This is a genomic window from Cytobacillus sp. GQ23, from assembly GCF_059758675.1.
Window position 1 is genome coordinate 105,200 of record NZ_JCAXER010000005.1, and the last position, 18,381, is coordinate 123,580.

Sequence of the window (18,381 nt, forward strand, 5' to 3'; positions counted from 1 at the left end):
TTTCTTATTACAAAACAGCGTTCCTAACTTCTCTTAAAAAAATAATAGCATGTTTTTAAAATGATTTTCAATAATTTTCACACAATTTTGTTCTTATCTTATTTTAATGCCCAGCCTTTCACCGGGAAAGGCTGGGTAAACCTTATGAAATTGCCTGAGCTTTCATCTCTTTTTTGACTTCGGCACATCTGCCCGGTGATGGGAAAAGCTTTCCGGCATTCAGAAGATTATCGGGATTAAAGACTTCCCTGATTTCTGTCTGCGCAGCAATTTCTTCTTCTGTAAAAACAAATCTCATTTCTTCCCTCTTCTCAATACCGACACCATGTTCACCAGTAATGGTTCCTCCAACATCCGCACATACTTTCAGGCATTGGCTTCCGGCTTCCAGCGCTTTCTCTGATTCTCCCGGTATACGTGCATCAAACAGAACGAGGGGATGAAGATTTCCGTCTCCTGCATGGAAAATATTCGCAATCCTCAATCCCGATTCACTGCTGATCTGATTGATTCTGCTTAAAACCACAGGCAGCCTGCTTCGCGGGATGACACCATCCTGAACCAGATAATCTGGAGAAATGGCTCCCATGGCACCAAAGCCTGTCTTACGGTTCGCCCACCATCTGGCTCTTTCCTCTTCACTTCCGGCTGCCCGGACTTCGCGTACATTCCTCTTTCGGCATACCTCGAGGATCTGGTCAATCTGTTCCTGAATTCCTGCAGCGATTCCATCGACCTCGATCAGGAGTACTGCTTGGATATCTTTTGGGTGGCCTACCGGAAAAGCAGCAGCTTCCACCCCTTCAATAGCAGTCTTATCCATCATTTCAAGGGCTGCCGGCACTATGCCCGCAGAAATAATGTCTGATACTGCCTGGCTTCCATCTTCAACCCGATCAAAGTAGGCTAGGACTGTCTGTTTTCCTTCAGGGTTTTTCAGTACCCTCACTGTTATTTTAGTCACAATGCCAAGTGTTCCTTCAGAGCCTGTAATCAGACCAAGCAAATCATAGCCGGGAGCATCCGGAATACCGTCTTTACCGATCTCCACTATCTCTCCATTAGGCATGACCACTTCAAGCCCCAGAATATGGTTTGTCGTAACTCCGTATTTCAGGCAATGTGCACCGCCGGCATTTTCTGCGACATTTCCCCCAATGGTACAGCAGTATTGGCTGGATGGATCGGGCGCATAATAATACCCTTTATCGGATATGGAATTAGTAAGTTTCAGATTAACAAATCCAGGCTCCACAACGGCACGGCGATTTTCCAGATCCACGCTGATAAGCTTTTTCATCCTGACCATACTGATGATAATTTCACCATTAAGCGGTATAGCTCCACCGCTTAGCCCAGTTCCTGCTCCCCTGGCCAGGAACGGAAGATTATTTTCAGAGCAATATTTAACAATCTCCGCCACTTCTTGTGTGTCTTTAGGAAAGACGACTGCTTTGGGCAAGTGCTTATGAATTGTAAAACCGTCACAGTCGTAAGCAACCAGATCTTCTTTCAGGTAAAGAATAGAACGGGCACCGCCAACAATATCCGCCAAATTTAAGATATGTTTATCCTTTGATTTGACCCGGTCTTTTGCTTTCATTCTTCTCCCTCCCTCATACGGTCTTCCTTCTGATAAGCCCAGTCCAGAAGCTGGACAGTATGGACAATTTTCTGATTCCTGCCGTATTTTTGAACTCCCATTGCCATCTGAAGCATACATCCTGGATTACCCATCGATATCATTTCAACATCATCGGGAACATTCTCCATTTTGCTTTCCAGTACCGCATTGGCCATTTCAGGATTAGTAATATTGTAGATTCCTGCACTTCCGCAGCAGCGGTCTGAATTAGGCATATGAACCATGTCTATACCGGGAATATCAAGGAGAATATCGCGCGGCTCCTGCCGTATTCCCTGTCCATGTGCTAAATGACAGGCATCATGGTAGGTAATTCTTGTATTCATCTCAGCCTTTGGCTTTTCATAGCCTGTTTCATGAAGAAATTTAGAAATATCCTCCACTTTTTCAGAAAACTCTTCAGCTTTTGCATGCATTTCAGGGTCTTCCTTAAATAACTCTGCGTATTCCTTCATCATGCACCCGCATCCTGCAGCATTGACAATTACTTTATCAAAGTCCTCGAAGGCCTCCATATTCTGTTTTGCCAGCTTCCTGCCCATATCACGGTCTCCAGCATGAACATGCAGGGCTCCGCAGCAAGTCTGGTTTTGGGGAATGACAACATCACTTCCGTTTCGGGTCAGGACATTTATGGTGGATTCATTAATATCACTGAACATGACATCCATTACACACCCGGTCAGCATGGCAACTTCCTGCGTTGTCTCCCCTTTTGCTTTGATTACTTTTACGTCTTTGTATTTCTTTTTTACTGGTGTTTTCACTTCAGGCATGATGGATTCCATATCGGCAAGGTGCTGCGGCATAATATTAATTAATTTCGTTTTCCGGACTGCTTTTTGCAAGCCGCTCTTTTGGTAGAATTTCAGAAGGCCGCCGAGTGTATTTAAGCGATTCTGGTGAGGGAAAAGGTCGTGAAGAAAAAACTTGCTGATGGCTCCTTTTACACCTGTCAATGGCATTGCCTGACGGATTTGCCCCCGTGCTTCCTCAATTAGGCCGCCAACATCGACATCTGCAGGGCATGCAGTAGTACAGGCGCGGCAATCCAGACATTGAAACACCGGGTCCATGAATTGCTCATTTACTTGAAGCTTCCCTTCTGCCACCGATTTGATTAAGTGGACCCGGCCCCTTGGTGAATGCTGCTCCTGGCCTGTCTGTTCATATGTCGGGCATGATTCCAGACACATGCCGCAATGGACACAGTCTGCCCATTTCTTTTCATCTGGCGGATCGCTCCATAAATAGTTCCCTAATCCTGACGTACATGGCGGTTCTTGCTTTAAATCGAGTTCCCGCACACTCATTTATATCCCTCCTATGAATCGATTTGGGCTTAAGGTTTTATTTGGGTCGACCTTTGCTTTAATCCCCTGAAGCAAAAAGAAATAAGAAGGTTGACTGCCCCATACATCGATTTTTTTCCTGAGCTCGAATGGAAGATGGGTGACAATCGCATAGCCGCCGGTTTTATCAGCAATATCCCTTACATGTGCAGTCGCATTAGCGATATCAGACTCTGCACCTCTAATGGTTACTTGGCTCAATCCATGGCCCAAACCGCCATGCGATTCAATTTTCACATTGAATTGATCCTGGAGCAGTTCCGTTTCCTTTAATACTTTTACTGCGTCAAGATTTACCGTTCCAATTTTAAGGGAGGCTTCTGTTTGAATTGGCAATTCAGAGTCTGCCCCATTAGGGGTATGCCTGTAAAATTGCTGCCAAAACAATTCCGCTTTTTTCTTCTGATATATAAACAATTCAGCATCATCAGGAGTCAGATTACTCACGAATTCCTCCTGATAGCGAACAGAGCTTTCGACATCTTCAAAACTCAATGCAATAGTGTAGGCGTTTATTCCGGCAAGCTTATCAGAAAGTGCGGGATTCAGCAGCTCAAGTGAGACAGGTTCAATCATAGAATCCAACACCTTCACTGCAAAAGATTTTATTTCCTCCAGATTCCCTTTTGGAAAGGAAACAAGAACCAGACTCTCGCATTTTGGTATAGGACGGAGCTTTAAGGTGATTTCAGAAATGACGCCAAGCGTGCCCATTGCCCCTATAAATAGTTTATTCATATCATAGCCGGCCACATTTTTTACGACTCTTCCCCCGGATCTTATTACTTTTCCATCCGGGTATACAGTCCTTAATCCAATAACTGCATCACGGGCTGAACCGTAGCCCAATCTTTTGGGTCCGCTTACATTAGCTGCAATGATTCCGCCAATAGTGGCATTTTCAGGCCAAAAGGGATCAAGAGATATTTTTTGATTATGCTTTGCCAGATGATCCTGAAGGTCTTTAAAGCGAGTTCCGGCTTTTACTGTTAACGTCATATCACCAGGCGTATGTTCTACAATCCCTGTAAAGTTCTCAAGCGATAAAAGAATATCCGTTTTTTCGATTGATCCTCCGAACCCTCGTTTAGTGCCGCCTCCCATAATGTTGATGGTTAAACCATTCGAACCTGCATGCTTTAGCAAAGCTGCAATTTCTTCTTCAGTTTCAGGGTAAACAACCATATCTCCTGAATTGCCAAATAAGTTTGAAGATTCATTATGAACTATCTGGTTCTCTCTAAAAATTGTTTTTAAAATACTTATCGACTCTGCTGCAATCAATCTATCCACCGCCTTTTGTTTCGTAATAACAAACAAGGTTTTTAATTATATTTAAAAAAAACATCATTGTTCCTGAAGGATACTCATCTGCAAAAGCTTCTCAACCAACACTAAATGGTCAACCATGTTTTTATGTGCCTGATTCGGCTGCTTATTTTTAATAGACAAATAGATTTCCAAATGCTGCTCCTCAATCTTTCTCGCCATGTCAGACCTTGTTTCAAGATAATGGTGAAAGTCTATCATGGACTTTTTTAATGTTTCAGAAATAAATTGCACAAATTGAATGAGGATATTATTGCCTGCTGCACGGGCAATCACCATATGAAACTGGTAATCCTCCTCCCATCCATGGATAGCTTCATCGGAAATAAGCCTCTTCATCATTTCCAAATCCTCTTCCGAACGATTTGAAGCTGCCATTTCAGCAAGCCCTGTTTCCACCATTTTTCTTGCCTGAAACAACTCCTGGATGTCTTTAATGTCGGGATGCAAATGCGGATTATTAAACAGCTTGGAAGAATCAAACCGGGTTATATAAGTCCCTTCCCCCTGCTTAACCTGCACTATACCTTTACCCTGCAAAGAAGTTAGAGCATCTCTGACAGCTGACCGTCCAACACCAAATAATTCACACAACTCTCTTACAGAAGGGAGCTTATCTCCAGGGCTAAATGATCCTTTTACAATCATATCTTCAATTTGCTCTGCAGCAATTTCCGAGATTTTGCGTGTTGAGATCTTTTTTACATTCATACTCACTCCCCCTTCCTTTGCAGACATCACATATCTGATAAGTAATTGTTATTTACTATTTAAGCATGCTTAATTGTAATAATCAATAAAATATTTTGAATTTATTAAAAATTAAGTTGTTTTGAGAGGCGAGGGAGTTGGATAGCTTGTGAGGAGCTGGTCCGGACCAGGGTATTGTTCAGACACAGAAGGAGCAAATCCCGTATTTTGTGTCCGAACCTGAACCTGCTTCTGACACTAAATGAGCAAATCTCGCATCTTGTGTCCGAACCTGAACCTGCTTCTGACACTAAATGAGCAAATCTCGCATCTTGTGTCAGAACCTGAACCTGCTTCTGACACTAAATGAGCAAATCTCGCATCTTGTGTCCGAACCTGAACCTGCTTCTGACACTAAATGAGCAAATCTCGCATCTTGTGTCCGAACCTGAGCTTACTTTTGACACTAAATCAGTAAATCACGTCACTGGTGTCCGAACCTGAGCCTACTTCTGACACTAAATCAGCAAATCTCGTATTTTGTGTCCGAACCTGAACCTTCTTCTGACACTAAATAAACAAACCTCGTATTTTGTGTCCGAACCTCACCCTACTTCTGACACTAAATGAGCAAATCATGCCTCTTGTGTCCGAACCTGAGCCTTCTGACACTAAATAAGCAAATCTCGCATCTTGTGTCAGAACCTGAGTCTCCTTTGAACTCAAATACAAACATAACAAAAAAACCTGACTAACACGTCTTCACATGTCAGTCAGGTTCATTTTACTATTCTATTATACGTACAACACGGCCACTAAAGTGAGTTTTCCAATAGCCGCTGGACATATTTGCAATCGCGACACCCGTAGAGTCTTGGGAACCGATAAATTTTCCGCCGCCCAGGTAGATGCCTACATGGCCGTCTGTCTTATAGGTGTTAAAGAATACAAGATCTCCCGCTCGCATCTCGCTTGCTGAAACCTGGCGTCCGGCAAATTTAAGAGAATCTGTGCTGGCTCCTACACTAATTCCAGCCTGGGAGAATGCCCAATGCACAAAACCTGAGCAATCGAATCTTCCATTAGCGATATCATAAGCATTTCTGCCTCCGCCAAACACATAAACGGAATTACCGATATATTTATTGCCTGCAGTTGTAACGATGCTAATAGCGTTTCCGCCCTTGACGCTTGGCTTTGGAGCAGAGGTACTGGAGCCTTTTGATTTCTGGGCAGCAGGTTTTTTCTTACTGACAGCAGCTGAGCCTTTTGAAGATGAACCCGCTTCTACTGATGTTGAGCCTGATGATGCTGAATCAGAAGTAGCTGATGATGATGACACTGAAGCAACTGCCTGTACTGGTGCTGTTTGCGCAGCAATACTTTGTTCAATTTGAGCAATCATAGAAGCATATTTAGCATCTTCACTGCGCAGCTTTGCCTTTTTGTCAGCAATCGTATTTTCCTTTTCTTTTAACTGCTGGATTAATGAGCTATTTTGATTTTTTTGCTCTTCCATGGAAGATTGCATGCCTTTTAATTCAGTCATCATGCTATTCAATCCTGCCAGTTCTTCTTCCACTGCAGTTTTCTTTTCCTCGAAAGCTTTTTTATCCGCTTCCTGTTCCTCCAGTAATTGTTTGTCTGCCTGTACAAACGTAGTTACTGCACCCACACGGTCAACGAAATCACTGAAGCTGGTAGCCCCAAGAAGAACATCAAGGTATGCGACAGTCCCGCCGCTTTCCTGAAAAGATTGTGCACGCTGTTTTAAGATGGCGCTTCTCTTTTCGATTCTTTCCTCAATGATCGCCATTTCAGCCTTCAATTGATCTACTTTGGCTTTTGTGCTGGCAATATTCGTTTCCGTTTCTGCTATTAATTTATTATTATCTTCTATTGCTTTTTCGATTTTAGCAATCTTTGCATTTAGCTCAGCAGCTTCTTTAAGGACACTAGCTAATTCCTTATCGGCTTCAGCGAGTATTGCCTGCAGGCTGGAGCGCTCCTGCTGGATTTGGCTTTTTTGACTTTCCAATTTATCGATCGATTCCGCATTCACACCAGGGATGGAAAAAGCACTTCCAAGCCCAAGAATAATTGTCGTATTTAAAACGAGGAGCCTTTTTTTCAAAGTCATTACCCTGCTTTCTAATATGTACTCGGTCTATTAAACGGCCGTGGATTATATAAAACTATTTATCTATGTAAATTCCCAATTGATGTTCTCTAGTAAATTTGGCTTTCTATGGAGGATTATACCATCATTATTTGACAGACTTGTTATAGTTATATTACAAAGATATTTCAAACATGACATTAAACCCCTTTTTTCGCCAACTCCCTATGACATAATTCCCTACTTTGCGCAATGGAAATATCCGACGTGAGTTGTTTGCCGGATGCCCAGAAAAATAAAAAAGACTGAAATCCAGAATAAATCTTCCAGATTCCAGCCTTTTTATTCCATAAACTTGCTTTGAATGTCCTGATCGAATACAAATACTGATATTCCAAAATCCCGTTCTATATCAATATCCACAAAAAGGTCTATAAGCCTTGCCTGCAAAAAGTCTTCCATTTCTGCCGGCCGATTTTTTTTATACATTTCCTTTACCATCTCTGTTCTGGCAGCCCGAAGCATTTGTTTACCTTCGTCTGCACTCGCTATAAATTTCTCCACAGGAGATAAGTTACCTTCCATTTCACATATAGCCCAATTTTTGCAGAAGGTAGTCCTAACCTTGCTTGGTCCTTTGCCCATATGTTTCTTTCGGAAGGAACGCACTAAGTTACTGAATTCAGCTTCATATTTGTTCATATTCCAGCCCTCATATACCCTTATTTCATGTATAATCTCACTTATACAAGCCCGTATTCTCTTTAATTAGTTAATCAATTAATACAATTAATGTCAAACCATACAATCTTAATATCTTGTATTACTCAAATTATATGCTAATATTTTGTTAGTCGATAGGTTCTAGGGGGGATTATATGGATATCAGCAGCAGAAAAATTGTCAGATTTGAGAATGATGTTCTGCAGGAAGCAGAAGATTCTATTGTCTTAGAACATCCGCTCACAATTTATCTCAACGGAGAAGAGTTCGCAACAATGGTTTGCAGCCCTTCTAACATTAGGGAATTGGCAATTGGCTTTTTGGCTTCTGAAGGCTTTATAAGAAGATATGACGAAATAAAGAGTTTTCAAATAGATGAAAGCAAGGGTTTTGCTTATGTGGAATTACATACCCAAACCTCTACAGCCAGTCATGAATTTCACTCTAAACGTTTTATTGGTTCATGCTGCGGAAAAAGCAGGCAATTTTACTTTCATAACGATGCCAGAACAGCCAGGACTTCAACATCAAAGCTTACCCTGACTCCCAGCCAGTGCATATCATTTATGCAGCAGCTTCAGGATGGCAGCACGACTTTTCGCGAAACAGGCGGAGTGCATAATGCGGCATTATTTTCTTCAGAGGAAATGATTCTCAGCAGAACAGACATTGGCCGGCATAATGCTTTGGATAAAATCCTCGGTTATTGCATTGAGAACAGGATTCCTGTAAGGGATAAAGTCATTGCATTCAGCGGCAGAATCTCTTCTGAAGTTCTGCTAAAAGCCTCTAAGATTGGTGTTGGCATCATTCTATCAAAATCAGCACCGACTGATTTAGCCATCAAACTGGCTGAAGACCTTAATATTACAGCAGTTGGCTTTATTCGCGGTATGTCCTTTAATGTATATTCTCATCCTGAAAGAATAGTTTTTGAGAAAAAAGCTAAATAGAGGGTTTCCACACCTATTCGCCAGCAATGCCAGTAAATTAAAAAGCAAGTTAAAGCATAGCTTTAACTTGCATACTCTTAAAACATTGGATGTGGAGGGTCAATGCCCAGAACCGTTTCACCATCTACAGTTAACCAGATGTAATAATGGTCAATTTCCGTTTTCAGCACTTTTTCTATCTTTAAGATCAATCTTTCCTGCAATTCAAATGACAATCTTGCTGTCTCTTCTCCCAGCTCATAACCTTGAAGACCCATTAAATCGGCAATATACCTGGCTTCCTCGTATGACACTTCTACATATTTATCATATTCAGGTAAATATGCAGCCTCTGATGTTTTTGCGTTGAATACAAGTAAAAACATTAAACTTACTAGTACAAATGCTGTTTTCTTCATTTTTCATCCCCCTTAAATTTTAATTAATTTGTCTTTTATCTTAAAAAATGAATCAACAACAACTGGATTGTACATAGTACCACGATTATTTTTAATTTCATTTAACGCTTCAGATACGCTTCTGCCTTTCTGATAAACCCGGTCAGTAGTCATCGCATCAAATGAATCTACAACTGAAATAATTGCTGCCTCTATAGTGATTTGATCCCCTTTAAGGCCTTTGGGATAGCCAGTGCCATCATATCTTTCATGGTGCTGTTCAACCACTTCGCCTGCTTCTATTAAACTCGGCAAACCAGTTTCCTGCAAAATTTCACGCCCAAAGGTCGTGTGCTGTTTCATTACCTCCCACTCAACAGAGGATAATTTCCCCGGTTTTTGAAGAATGTCGATCGGCACCTTTACTTTTCCAATATCATGCAAAAATGCAGCAAGATTAAGTTTTAAAATTTGCCGGGAATTTAACTTTAGCTCGTCTGCCATAACCATAGACATTTTTGTAATTCTATCGCAATGGTCGCTTGTATATCCGTCTGTCTCTTCAATAGATATAACCAATTCTCTTAATTCATTTGTCACTCTGCTGTAGTAATGGAAAACTGGATTGGATGTTACATATAAAAATTCAGATTGACCTATTGATTGAAAAATATGATGTTCAGTTACTGGGCATCTTTGAAAGGAATCACCAGCTTTGAGTGTTTTCTCCCCATTAGAATCTTTTAAGAGCATTTCACCGGAAAGCATATGAATGAATTCAAGTGTTCCGCCGCCTTCTAATGGTTCCAGTCCCCACCTGGCATCCGTTTCAAGCTTATGGTAAATAATCTCTGTCCCGTCTCCCGATGCAATCAGAGAGATTTGCAACCCTTTCATGTGGACTGTTTCAATGAAACTATCTTCATTTATGATGCCCACTTTATTACCCTCTTTCTAATACCATCACAAATAATGTATGTATTGGGTTTCTCCTATCTATCCTATATTGCAATTCTAGTACATGATTTTCCATTTTTCCACAAAATTCTGCAATATATTTGTTTATGAAGATAATATTGTAAAAAATTGATTCTATATACCTATTTATATAAAAAAAGCCAGTGACCCGAAAGCAGTCACTGGCTTACTGTCATTCTCTTTTGTTAGGAGGTACATCTCTTTCATTTTTCTCCATTTTGTGCATTTCCTGGTCTTCGGGCAGCTGGGTGTTTCTTTCCATTTCGCTTATATCTCCTCCCATTCCTTTTAAGAAGGTGAGCAGGAGTGTAACTGCCCGATTGACTTCTGGATCTTTCAATGCCTTTACAAGATCGAAGTAGCTTGTTTTTTCATCCGTATCTTTATAATCCGCCACACGCGCAATACCTGAATTTACTTTTAACAGTAAGGGTTCAAGCTGCTGGACATTAATGGTACCCAGGGTGCCAACCATAAGAAGCAGGTTTTTAATTGTATTTGTAGCTTCTGGCTTGTCTAATGCTTTAACAAGGACATTCAAAACTTTATCTCCCTGTCCAAATAGTCCATTTAATAAAGAGATAACTCCCCGGTCATGCATATGTCCAACTGCTGTAAGAAGCTCTAGAATGGGTTCCTTATTATTAATGAGGGCATTCTCGACTTCCTCCAGATCTTTTTTTCGCTGATCCTCATGTGTTAACTCAAAACGCTTAATGTTGCTGATCGCTTTAGCCATGCTGCTTCCGCTCCTTTTTCACCATATCTCCCGGGAAAATGTAATCTTTTCTAGCCCATTTCTTTTGGACATTTACACCTATTTGCGGCTGCGGATTACCATAGCGGTGATTTATTCTAGGAAGTGGATTGCTGCCTTCCTCACTCAGAATTTCAAGCTTTACCTTTGTTTCCTTATATGCCGGCGTATCGGTATCCTTATCGGCATAGCTGCTTGTTAATAAATTTATGGCTGCTTCGCCTCTATCATTCATAGGAAGGTAAACTTCCTTTCCTTTAACCCTGTCAGTTATCAGGCATTTAACTTTAACGTTGCCATACGGTGAAGTCAGGCGAACAAGCGTGCCATCCTTCAAGCCCCGCTCTTTGGCCAGTTCAGGTGATACCTCAAGGAACACTTCCGGTGTTTTAGAGCTTATTCCTTTTGATTTATAGGTCATATTCCCTTCATGGAAATGCTCAAGGAGTCGGCCATTATTGACATGGATATCATATTCCGCAGGAAATTCAAGAGCAGGAGTCCAATCTACCGGATAAAGTCTTGCCTTGCCATCCGGGAACGGGAAGCCCTCCGTATAAAGGAGCGGTGTGTCAGTTCCGTCCTCAGCTACTGGCCATTGCAGACTATTGTATCCTTCCAGCCTATCATAGGTAACACCTGCGTAAAGAGGCATAAGCTTAGCTGCTTCGGCCATAACTTCGCTTGGGTGTGTATACGTCCAGCCTGCTCCAAGGCGATTCGCAACTTCGATAATAATCTGCCAATCCGGCTTTGAATCTCCGAGGGGTTCAAATGCCTGATAAAGACGCTGAATCCTTCTTTCTGTGTTCGTGAATGTTCCTTCCTTTTCCAGGCTTGGGCTTGCCGGGAGAACAACATCCGCAAACTCTGCTGTACGTGACAGGAAGATATCCTGCACGACAAAGAAATCAAGCTTCTCAAATGCTGCCTGCACATAATTGATGTTTGAATCCACAAGTCCCATATCTTCGCCCTTTAAATACATCGCTTTCAGCTTGCCCTCATGAATCCCTTCCACCATCTCGTGATTGTTCATTCCGGCTTTTTCAGGAACTTTTACGCCCCAGGCACTTTCGAACTTCTTTCTCACATCAGGATCTGATACCTTTTGATAACCAGGCAAATTATCAGGACTGCTTCCGAAATCTCCTGCCCCCTGCACATTATTATGGCCCCTTAAAGGATATGCACCAGCACCAGGCTTAGCGTAGTTGCCGGTTACAAGCAGCAGATTTGAAATGGCTGTGCTCGTATCACTGCCGCCAAGATGCTGTGTGACACCCATGGCCCATAATGCAGAAACACTATTGGCTTCATGAATCATTTCTGCCATTTTGATTAGATTGTCTCTGGATATGCCGGTTGTTTCTTCCGCAAATTCAAGTGTATATTTCTCCAGATTTGATGCGAATTCTTCAAGACCGTTCACTTTTTCCTGGAGAAATTTCTCGTCAGCCCATCCCTGATCCATAATGTATTTCGTAATGGCAGAAAGCCAGACCATATCAGTGCCGGCTCGCGGACGCACAAACAGATCAGATCGCTCTGCCATTTCATGTTCCCTCAAGTCAGCTACGATTACTTTCTGGCCGTTAAGCTTCTGGGCTCGTTTCACCCTGGTGGAAAGAACCGGATGGGATTCCGATGTATTGGATCCGATAATTACTACTAAACCTGCATTCTTAATATCTTCAATTGAACCTGCATCCCCGCCGTATCCAACAGTTCTGAATAATCCTACAGTTGCAGGAGTCTGGCAGTATCTTGAACAATTATCAATATTGTTCGTTCCTATAATTGCTCTGCCAAGCTTTTGCATTAAATACGATTCTTCATTCGTGCATTTAGATGATGTGATAAAGCTCAAGGCATCCGGACCATGCTGTTCTTTAATTTCCGAAAACTTTCGTGAAATCAAGTCAAGAGCTTCGTCCCATTCTGCTTCACGGAATGAATCGCCATCCCTGATTAGCGGTTTGGTTAATCGTTCCTCACTATTTACAAAGTCCCAGCCAAATTTCCCTTTTACACAAGTGGAAATTCCATTGGCAGGCGCTTCTGCCTGAGGCTCCACCTTCAATATTTCACGTCCCTTTGTCCATACATCAAAGCTGCAGCCTACACCACAATATGTGCAGACCGTTTTGGTCTTTTTAATTTTCTCTTCCCTCATTGCAGCTTCCATATCTGATATTGCCAGGATAGAGCCGTATCCTGTTTCAACATTTTTAGTGATTTCAATCATTGGACGAAGAGTGTTTTTGGCTATGCCTGTCAGAAACCCAGCTTCTCCTTCCATCCCCTTTTCCATCATGGCATTACACGGACAAACCGTAGAACAGTGTCCACAGGATACACAGGAGGACTCGTTTATAGGCACATCATTATCCCAGATAACTCTTGGCCTCTCCCTCTCCCAATCAATTGTAAGGGTTTCAGTAACCTGAACATCCTGACAGGCTTCAACGCATCTTCCGCATAGAATGCACTGATCCGGATCATATCTGTAAAATGGATGGGATTCATCTTTTTCATATGGCTTGTGATCAAAAGGGATGCTTTGATGATTGATTTTCATCGCTTTAACCGTATTATGTATTTCACATCCGCCATTGTTATAATCACATACCGTACAATACAGCTCATGATTAAAGAGAATCTTATCCATGGCAATGGTCTGTGCCTGTTTTACATCAGGTTCAGCCGTATCAATTACGTCTCCATCATTAATTTTTGTGGAGCATGATCTCACAAGTTCTCCATTAACGGAAACAATGCAGGTATCGCAGGTTTCTATTGCTCCCAGGCTGGGATGGAAGCAAACCTGAGGGATTTCGATCGAGCTGTCATTTAATAACTGCAAAACGGTTTGACCCTGCTCTGCGTTCATTTCTATACCATTTATCTTTATATTGAGTGATGGCGGCAAATCAATCATCCTTTCATTGAATCAATTTCTTTGGTTTTCAGTACCCTTGCAGGAAAAAATTAAACGTTTAGTTAATGATATTGGATGAGCTGTCCAGGCATTCTAAAAAAAGACAATAATAAAAACAGCTGTATGTTCAGCTGTTTTTATTTGCACATAATGATGACAAGTGCCTTCTAAGGATCCCTTTCATTTTATCTTCGGTAAAAAGGGCAGGCTTCATAACACCATGAAGGGCAAGACCGTCAATCAGGGCATGAAGACGCTCTGCCTCTTCTTCAATATTCAAACCAGAGCTGGATAAGCCCATGTTCTTCATCCCCTCAATAACCCTTCGGATGCCCTCCTTCATTTCCTGGTATACCCGGCTGCTAAGTTCAGCAAGAGCTGGGTCTACAAGAGCTTTTATATTAAATGCAATCCAGACTTCCATTTCCAATCTCCGTTCTTCATCTAAAGGAAGCAGCTCCCCGAGCATCAGTATCATATTTTCAAAATGATCATCCGTATACGATGCATGCTGAATTCTTGTTTTCACCCTTTCTGATACTAAATTCATGGAATAAGCCAATAACTCATTTTGATTTGAAAAATAGTGGCGAAGTGAGCCTGCTGATAAACCAGCTTCTTCTGCTATCTTCCGGACAGAAGCTCCTTCTATACCATTTTTTTGGATCACCCGCCATGCAGCTTGTGCTAATAAATGTTTTTGATTTTCATGGTCAACTTTTTTAGGCATGTATATATTATAGCATCAATTGTTTTTTTAATACAGATGTGTTATATTATTTTATAATACAACTGTATTAAATAAACAAGGATGTGGAATAATGATCGGCTGGCTGATTATTGCCTGTGAGATTGGGTTTTGGATTTTCGTTATGGCAGGTTTAACTGCAAGATATATTTTGAAAAAAAAGACATTAAGCAGTCTGCTATTGCTTTGCACACCTCTGATTGATTTGATTCTGCTCACAGCAACCACCATTGATTTGCACAGAGGAGCCGAAGCCGGGATTTTCCATGGCATTGCAGCAATATATATCGGTGCAACCATTGCCTTCGGAAAATCTATGATTCATTGGGCAGACGAAAGGTTTGCCTATAAGTTTGGGAATGGACCCAGACCGTCAAAGCCTCCAAAATTCGGCAGTGAACATGCCAGAAGAGAAAGAAACGGCTGGTATAGACACCTCCTCGCTTGGAGTATTGGATTGGCATTGTTATTTGCGATGATTTTCTTTATAGGAAATTCAGAGCAAACAAAAAACCTCTGGGGTATTATTAGAACGTGGACCTTCGTTCTGGCTATAGATTTTGTCATCAGCTTCAGCTATACGGTTTGGCCGCGGAAAGTTAAACCTGAAAATCACAATAACTCTGTCACTTAAAAAGCTGCCCTTTTAAAGGCAGCTTTTTGTATGGAAAATTGATAGACTTGTTCGAATCCCTGCTTAAAGGATTTTGATTAGGCACTCCGAATATTTCTCAGATAAGTGCCTTTCCTTTAAGGCTTTTGAACAGAAGAACACCTTGCATAGCAGATGTCTCTATCTCCTGTTTTTCAGCTTTCTTTTTACTGCCGGGACAACATACTTTCTCACTAAAGTTGCACCTTTCTTTACGATAAGGGCTTTTATTATTCTTTTCACACCCATAAACGAATCCCTCATTTCGGTTTGTCCATCATTATGATATCTTTACCTTTTCATTGTGCCCGCTAAACTTCAAATTAAAAAGCCCTTCAAAAAAGGGCTTTCTTACAATTATATTCGGTTTTCCTTAAAAGGATTCTTCCATTCCATCAACGCGCCGTAATTTAGCGACTCATCATCTTCTAAGTAATTCTCCACAACACAAAGAGGTGTCCGGCCGCACCTCAGCAAAAATGTAATGACTGGATCCTGCTTTTTTCCCTCGATTAATTGCTGAATATAGTCTTCAGGTGACATATCAGGTGCACATTTATGGTAGCCAGGCATCCGTCCTCCGCCTAGCAGCCGGTCAAGCCCTAAGTTAATAACAGTCTGATACATAGACTGCATCAAAATTTTTCCAAGACCAAGCTTACGGAAACGGGGCCTGACGCTTATATCGACAATATATAATGTATTCCCTTGAGGTTTATGATTGCGGATATAGCCGCTGTCGGTTATTTCTTCCCATGTATGCTCCGGGCGGGCAGGATCAAAATCAATAATCAGCCCGGTTATGGACCCTGCTACTGCTCCATCTGCCTCAATGCATAGTGCCCCCTCAGGAAAAAGTTCCACATGATTTGCTAATTGCTTCTGATTCCACCATAAATCTGAAGGAAATGGCGGCGGAAAGCATTCCGCCTGTATGTCAATTAACTGATCGAAATCCTCTTTCGTATAATTCCTGATTACAGCCGGCACCGGCTTACCCCCGTCAAACACAAAAAATTCGCTTCGATAGGCCATTTGTTAACCTTCGATATTTTCTTTTTCCCAATCTACATACAAGTCGGTCCTGCGGTCGCGCCAGGTCGTAACCGAACCGCGCTCACGGACTTCATATAAAAGGCTGAGATCAAGGTCCGCTGTCACAATCATATCATCATTCAGCTCGCCTTCCACCATAATCCCCTTTGGCGGAAATGGGATATCATTAGGTGTAATGACAGCTGCCTGGCCGAAATTGGCTCGCATAAAGTCGACAGTAGGAAGTGAACCAATTGTTCCTGTAACCACAACATACACCTGATTCTCAATCGCTCTTGCATGGCTTGTATAGCGTACACGGTGGAACCCATGACGGTCGTCTGTACAGGAAGGGCAGAAAATAACATCTGCTCCTTTTGCTTTTGCCAAACGGACAATTTCAGGAAACTCAATGTCATAGCATGTCAGAATGGCTATTCTGCCTTTATCTGTATCAAATACACGCAGGCCTTCGCCAGGTGACATGTTCCACTCATGGACTTCGGTTGGCGTGATGTGCAGTTTAGCCTGCTCTTCTATTCGCCCATCTGGATAAAATAAATGTGCCGTATTATAAAGGCGTCCATCTCTGTTAATAACGTGGGTACCGCCGATTATATGCATGTTTGTCTGTTTAGCAAAATCAGAAAATAAGTTTTTATATTGTTCAGTAAAACCGGGCAGTTCGTTAATGGTCAGACTTGTTCCCTGCTCGCTTCCTATCGACAAAAGCTGTGTAGTGAAAAATTCAGGAAATAAAACAAACTCAGATCCAAACTCCTGGGCAGTTTTAATATAATGCTCACATTGGCTTGCAAACTCTTCAAATGAACGAATGGTGTGCAAATGATACTGCACAGCGGATACACGAATTTTCAATGTACTCCCCCTCATCAAAAAAATGTATAGATGAGTAACACTCTATCTTTAAAAGATTATCAATGATTTTCCAGCCTTGCACAATACTTTTTTATCGGATTTCGAAATTTTTTATTTCACGGTATTTTATTTAACAAAACAGACATTTTTTCAATTTGGTTTGGAGTTTATTAAACTAAAAAAATACCATGGTAAACATGTAAACAAAGTCTCTTTTAATTTTGCCAGTTGATTTCTTCTCCAGGCACGCAGCGAACCCGCGGGGAGGCATGCGGGCCTCCTCGGCTAGCCTGCGGGGTCTCACACTTCCATCTCCTTCTGCAGGGCATTGAATAAGCTTCCCCAGCCACGCAGCGAAGATCAACTCAGCAAATTAACTAAGTTATGACAAACCAATAAACTTTTCGAAAACAGCCAAAAAAAAGCATCACTTTTATAAAGCAATGCTTTTAACCCTTATTTTAATAGCTTGCTTAATCCTGTAATGAGCCCCATCCCTTTTTGAAAATCTTGGTTTGCCGCTTTAACTAGTCTCGTATAAATGCCAATCAGGGATTCATTTTGCCTTTTTAATTCACTGACCTCTTTTTTTAATGCTGCCATCTCGGCTCTTAGAGATGCCATTTGTTTCTTTAGGTATTCGGTGTCTCCATTTTCCCCGGTTTCATCCACTGCCGCTTTTTCCTCACTTACCTTTATACCTTCTGAAAGATTCAATATAGAATCATCATTAATAATTTTACCGGCCAAACTCAATAATGAATTAAAATCTAAATTCTGTCCGTCTTTCAGCAGTTCCCCTGCCAGCTTTTCCAGATTGTCCGAATTCTCAAGAGAATCATTCTTTTTAGTAGGTTGATCCATAATAAACCTGCCTTTCATAGTTTCTACCCTATATTATGTATATGCTTAATTAATGGAATGGACAAACATACAGAGAAAAGAAGAACTTATGGAAATGACATTGAAAAACCCTGGGCAATAACCAGGGTTTAAATTGGATATATCTATTAGACATATTAAGAAGCAGGCAGACAGTCCAATAGGCTGCAAATTCTACCCTTGATTTTGTCAGCTAAAGACGGTGAAATGAGTCTGACTACAATCCATAAAAGTACTAGTCCAAGTACTAGTAACGGTGTTAATGCTCCATTTAACATACGATTTCCCCCCTTTTATTCAACTACTATGGGTACCCTTACG

The 18,381-nt window shown here is 41.5% G+C and carries 16 protein-coding genes; 2 read left to right on the forward strand and 14 right to left on the reverse strand.

Annotated features, from left to right (window positions below):
- Positions 1–142: 142 nt before the first annotated feature.
- The 6 genes from AC6CHU_RS06025 to AC6CHU_RS06050 all read right to left on the reverse strand — a co-directional run bounded on the left by AC6CHU_RS06025 (position 143) and on the right by AC6CHU_RS06050 (position 7,837).
- Positions 143–1,603, reverse strand: a complete 1,461-nt coding sequence (locus tag AC6CHU_RS06025) for an FAD-linked oxidase C-terminal domain-containing protein (RefSeq protein WP_159862833.1) — start codon at positions 1,601–1,603, stop codon at positions 143–145.
- Positions 1,600–2,958 (reverse strand): (Fe-S)-binding protein, encoded by a 1,359-nt coding sequence (locus tag AC6CHU_RS06030; RefSeq protein ID WP_159862832.1) that lies wholly within the window; start codon positions 2,956–2,958, stop codon positions 1,600–1,602. The genes AC6CHU_RS06025 and AC6CHU_RS06030 overlap by 4 nt, the downstream gene beginning before the upstream one ends.
- The gene (locus AC6CHU_RS06035) at positions 2,959–4,281 is read right to left on the reverse strand and encodes an FAD-binding oxidoreductase (RefSeq protein ID WP_159862831.1); all 1,323 of its coding nucleotides are present in this window, start codon (positions 4,279–4,281) and stop codon (positions 2,959–2,961) included.
- Positions 4,282–4,344: 63 nt separating this feature from the next.
- On the reverse strand, positions 4,345–5,037 hold the full coding sequence (locus AC6CHU_RS06040; RefSeq protein WP_159862830.1) for a FadR/GntR family transcriptional regulator: 693 nt from the start codon (positions 5,035–5,037) through the stop codon (positions 4,345–4,347).
- A 766-nt stretch (positions 5,038–5,803) separates the two neighbouring features.
- On the reverse strand, positions 5,804–7,156 hold the full coding sequence (locus AC6CHU_RS06045; protein WP_498120725.1) for a coiled-coil domain-containing protein: 1,353 nt from the start codon (positions 7,154–7,156) through the stop codon (positions 5,804–5,806).
- Between the two features lie 321 nt (positions 7,157–7,477).
- Positions 7,478–7,837: a Na-translocating system protein MpsC family protein gene (locus AC6CHU_RS06050; RefSeq protein ID WP_498120727.1), complete on the reverse strand. Its 360-nt coding sequence runs from the start codon at positions 7,835–7,837 to the stop codon at positions 7,478–7,480.
- 176 nt (positions 7,838–8,013) lie between these two features.
- On the opposite strand from AC6CHU_RS06050, the gene fdhD reads away from it, so the two are divergent.
- Positions 8,014–8,811: a formate dehydrogenase accessory sulfurtransferase FdhD gene (fdhD, locus tag AC6CHU_RS06055; protein ID WP_498120729.1), complete on the forward strand. Its 798-nt coding sequence runs from the start codon at positions 8,014–8,016 to the stop codon at positions 8,809–8,811.
- Positions 8,812–8,888: 77 nt separating this feature from the next.
- Here fdhD and AC6CHU_RS06060 read toward each other — a convergent pair whose 3' ends face one another.
- The 5 genes from AC6CHU_RS06060 to AC6CHU_RS06080 form a co-directional block, all read right to left on the reverse strand.
- Entirely contained in the window at positions 8,889–9,209 is a 321-nt protein-coding gene (locus AC6CHU_RS06060) for an 8-amino-7-oxononanoate synthase (protein ID WP_159862827.1), read from the reverse strand.
- A 12-nt stretch (positions 9,210–9,221) separates the two neighbouring features.
- Positions 9,222–10,127, reverse strand: a complete 906-nt coding sequence (locus tag AC6CHU_RS06065) for an HD domain-containing phosphohydrolase (RefSeq protein WP_251283997.1) — start codon at positions 10,125–10,127, stop codon at positions 9,222–9,224.
- Positions 10,128–10,338: 211 nt separating this feature from the next.
- Positions 10,339–10,905, reverse strand: coding sequence for a helical membrane plugin domain-containing protein (locus AC6CHU_RS06070; RefSeq protein WP_159862825.1), 567 nt, complete (start codon positions 10,903–10,905; stop codon positions 10,339–10,341).
- Positions 10,898–13,864: a formate dehydrogenase subunit alpha gene (fdhF, locus tag AC6CHU_RS06075; protein ID WP_498120732.1), complete on the reverse strand. Its 2,967-nt coding sequence runs from the start codon at positions 13,862–13,864 to the stop codon at positions 10,898–10,900. The genes AC6CHU_RS06070 and fdhF overlap by 8 nt, the downstream gene beginning before the upstream one ends.
- A 127-nt stretch (positions 13,865–13,991) precedes the next feature.
- Entirely contained in the window at positions 13,992–14,594 is a 603-nt protein-coding gene (locus AC6CHU_RS06080) for a TetR/AcrR family transcriptional regulator (protein WP_159862823.1), read from the reverse strand.
- Between the two features lie 91 nt (positions 14,595–14,685).
- Here AC6CHU_RS06080 and AC6CHU_RS06085 point away from each other — a divergent pair, with 91 nt between their 5' ends.
- The gene (locus tag AC6CHU_RS06085; RefSeq protein ID WP_159862822.1) at positions 14,686–15,246 is read left to right on the forward strand and encodes a hypothetical protein; all 561 of its coding nucleotides are present in this window, start codon (positions 14,686–14,688) and stop codon (positions 15,244–15,246) included.
- A gap of 375 nt (positions 15,247–15,621) precedes the next feature.
- Here AC6CHU_RS06085 and AC6CHU_RS06090 read toward each other — a convergent pair whose 3' ends face one another.
- The 3 genes from AC6CHU_RS06090 to AC6CHU_RS06100 form a co-directional block, all read right to left on the reverse strand.
- Positions 15,622–16,299: a GNAT family N-acetyltransferase gene (locus tag AC6CHU_RS06090; RefSeq protein ID WP_498120734.1), complete on the reverse strand. Its 678-nt coding sequence runs from the start codon at positions 16,297–16,299 to the stop codon at positions 15,622–15,624.
- Positions 16,300–16,302: 3 nt separating this feature from the next.
- Positions 16,303–17,178 (reverse strand): carbon-nitrogen hydrolase family protein, encoded by an 876-nt coding sequence (locus tag AC6CHU_RS06095; protein WP_159862820.1) that lies wholly within the window; start codon positions 17,176–17,178, stop codon positions 16,303–16,305.
- Positions 17,179–17,634: 456 nt separating this feature from the next.
- Positions 17,635–18,042 (reverse strand): hypothetical protein, encoded by a 408-nt coding sequence (locus AC6CHU_RS06100; protein ID WP_498120736.1) that lies wholly within the window; start codon positions 18,040–18,042, stop codon positions 17,635–17,637.
- Positions 18,043–18,381 lie beyond the last annotated feature (339 nt).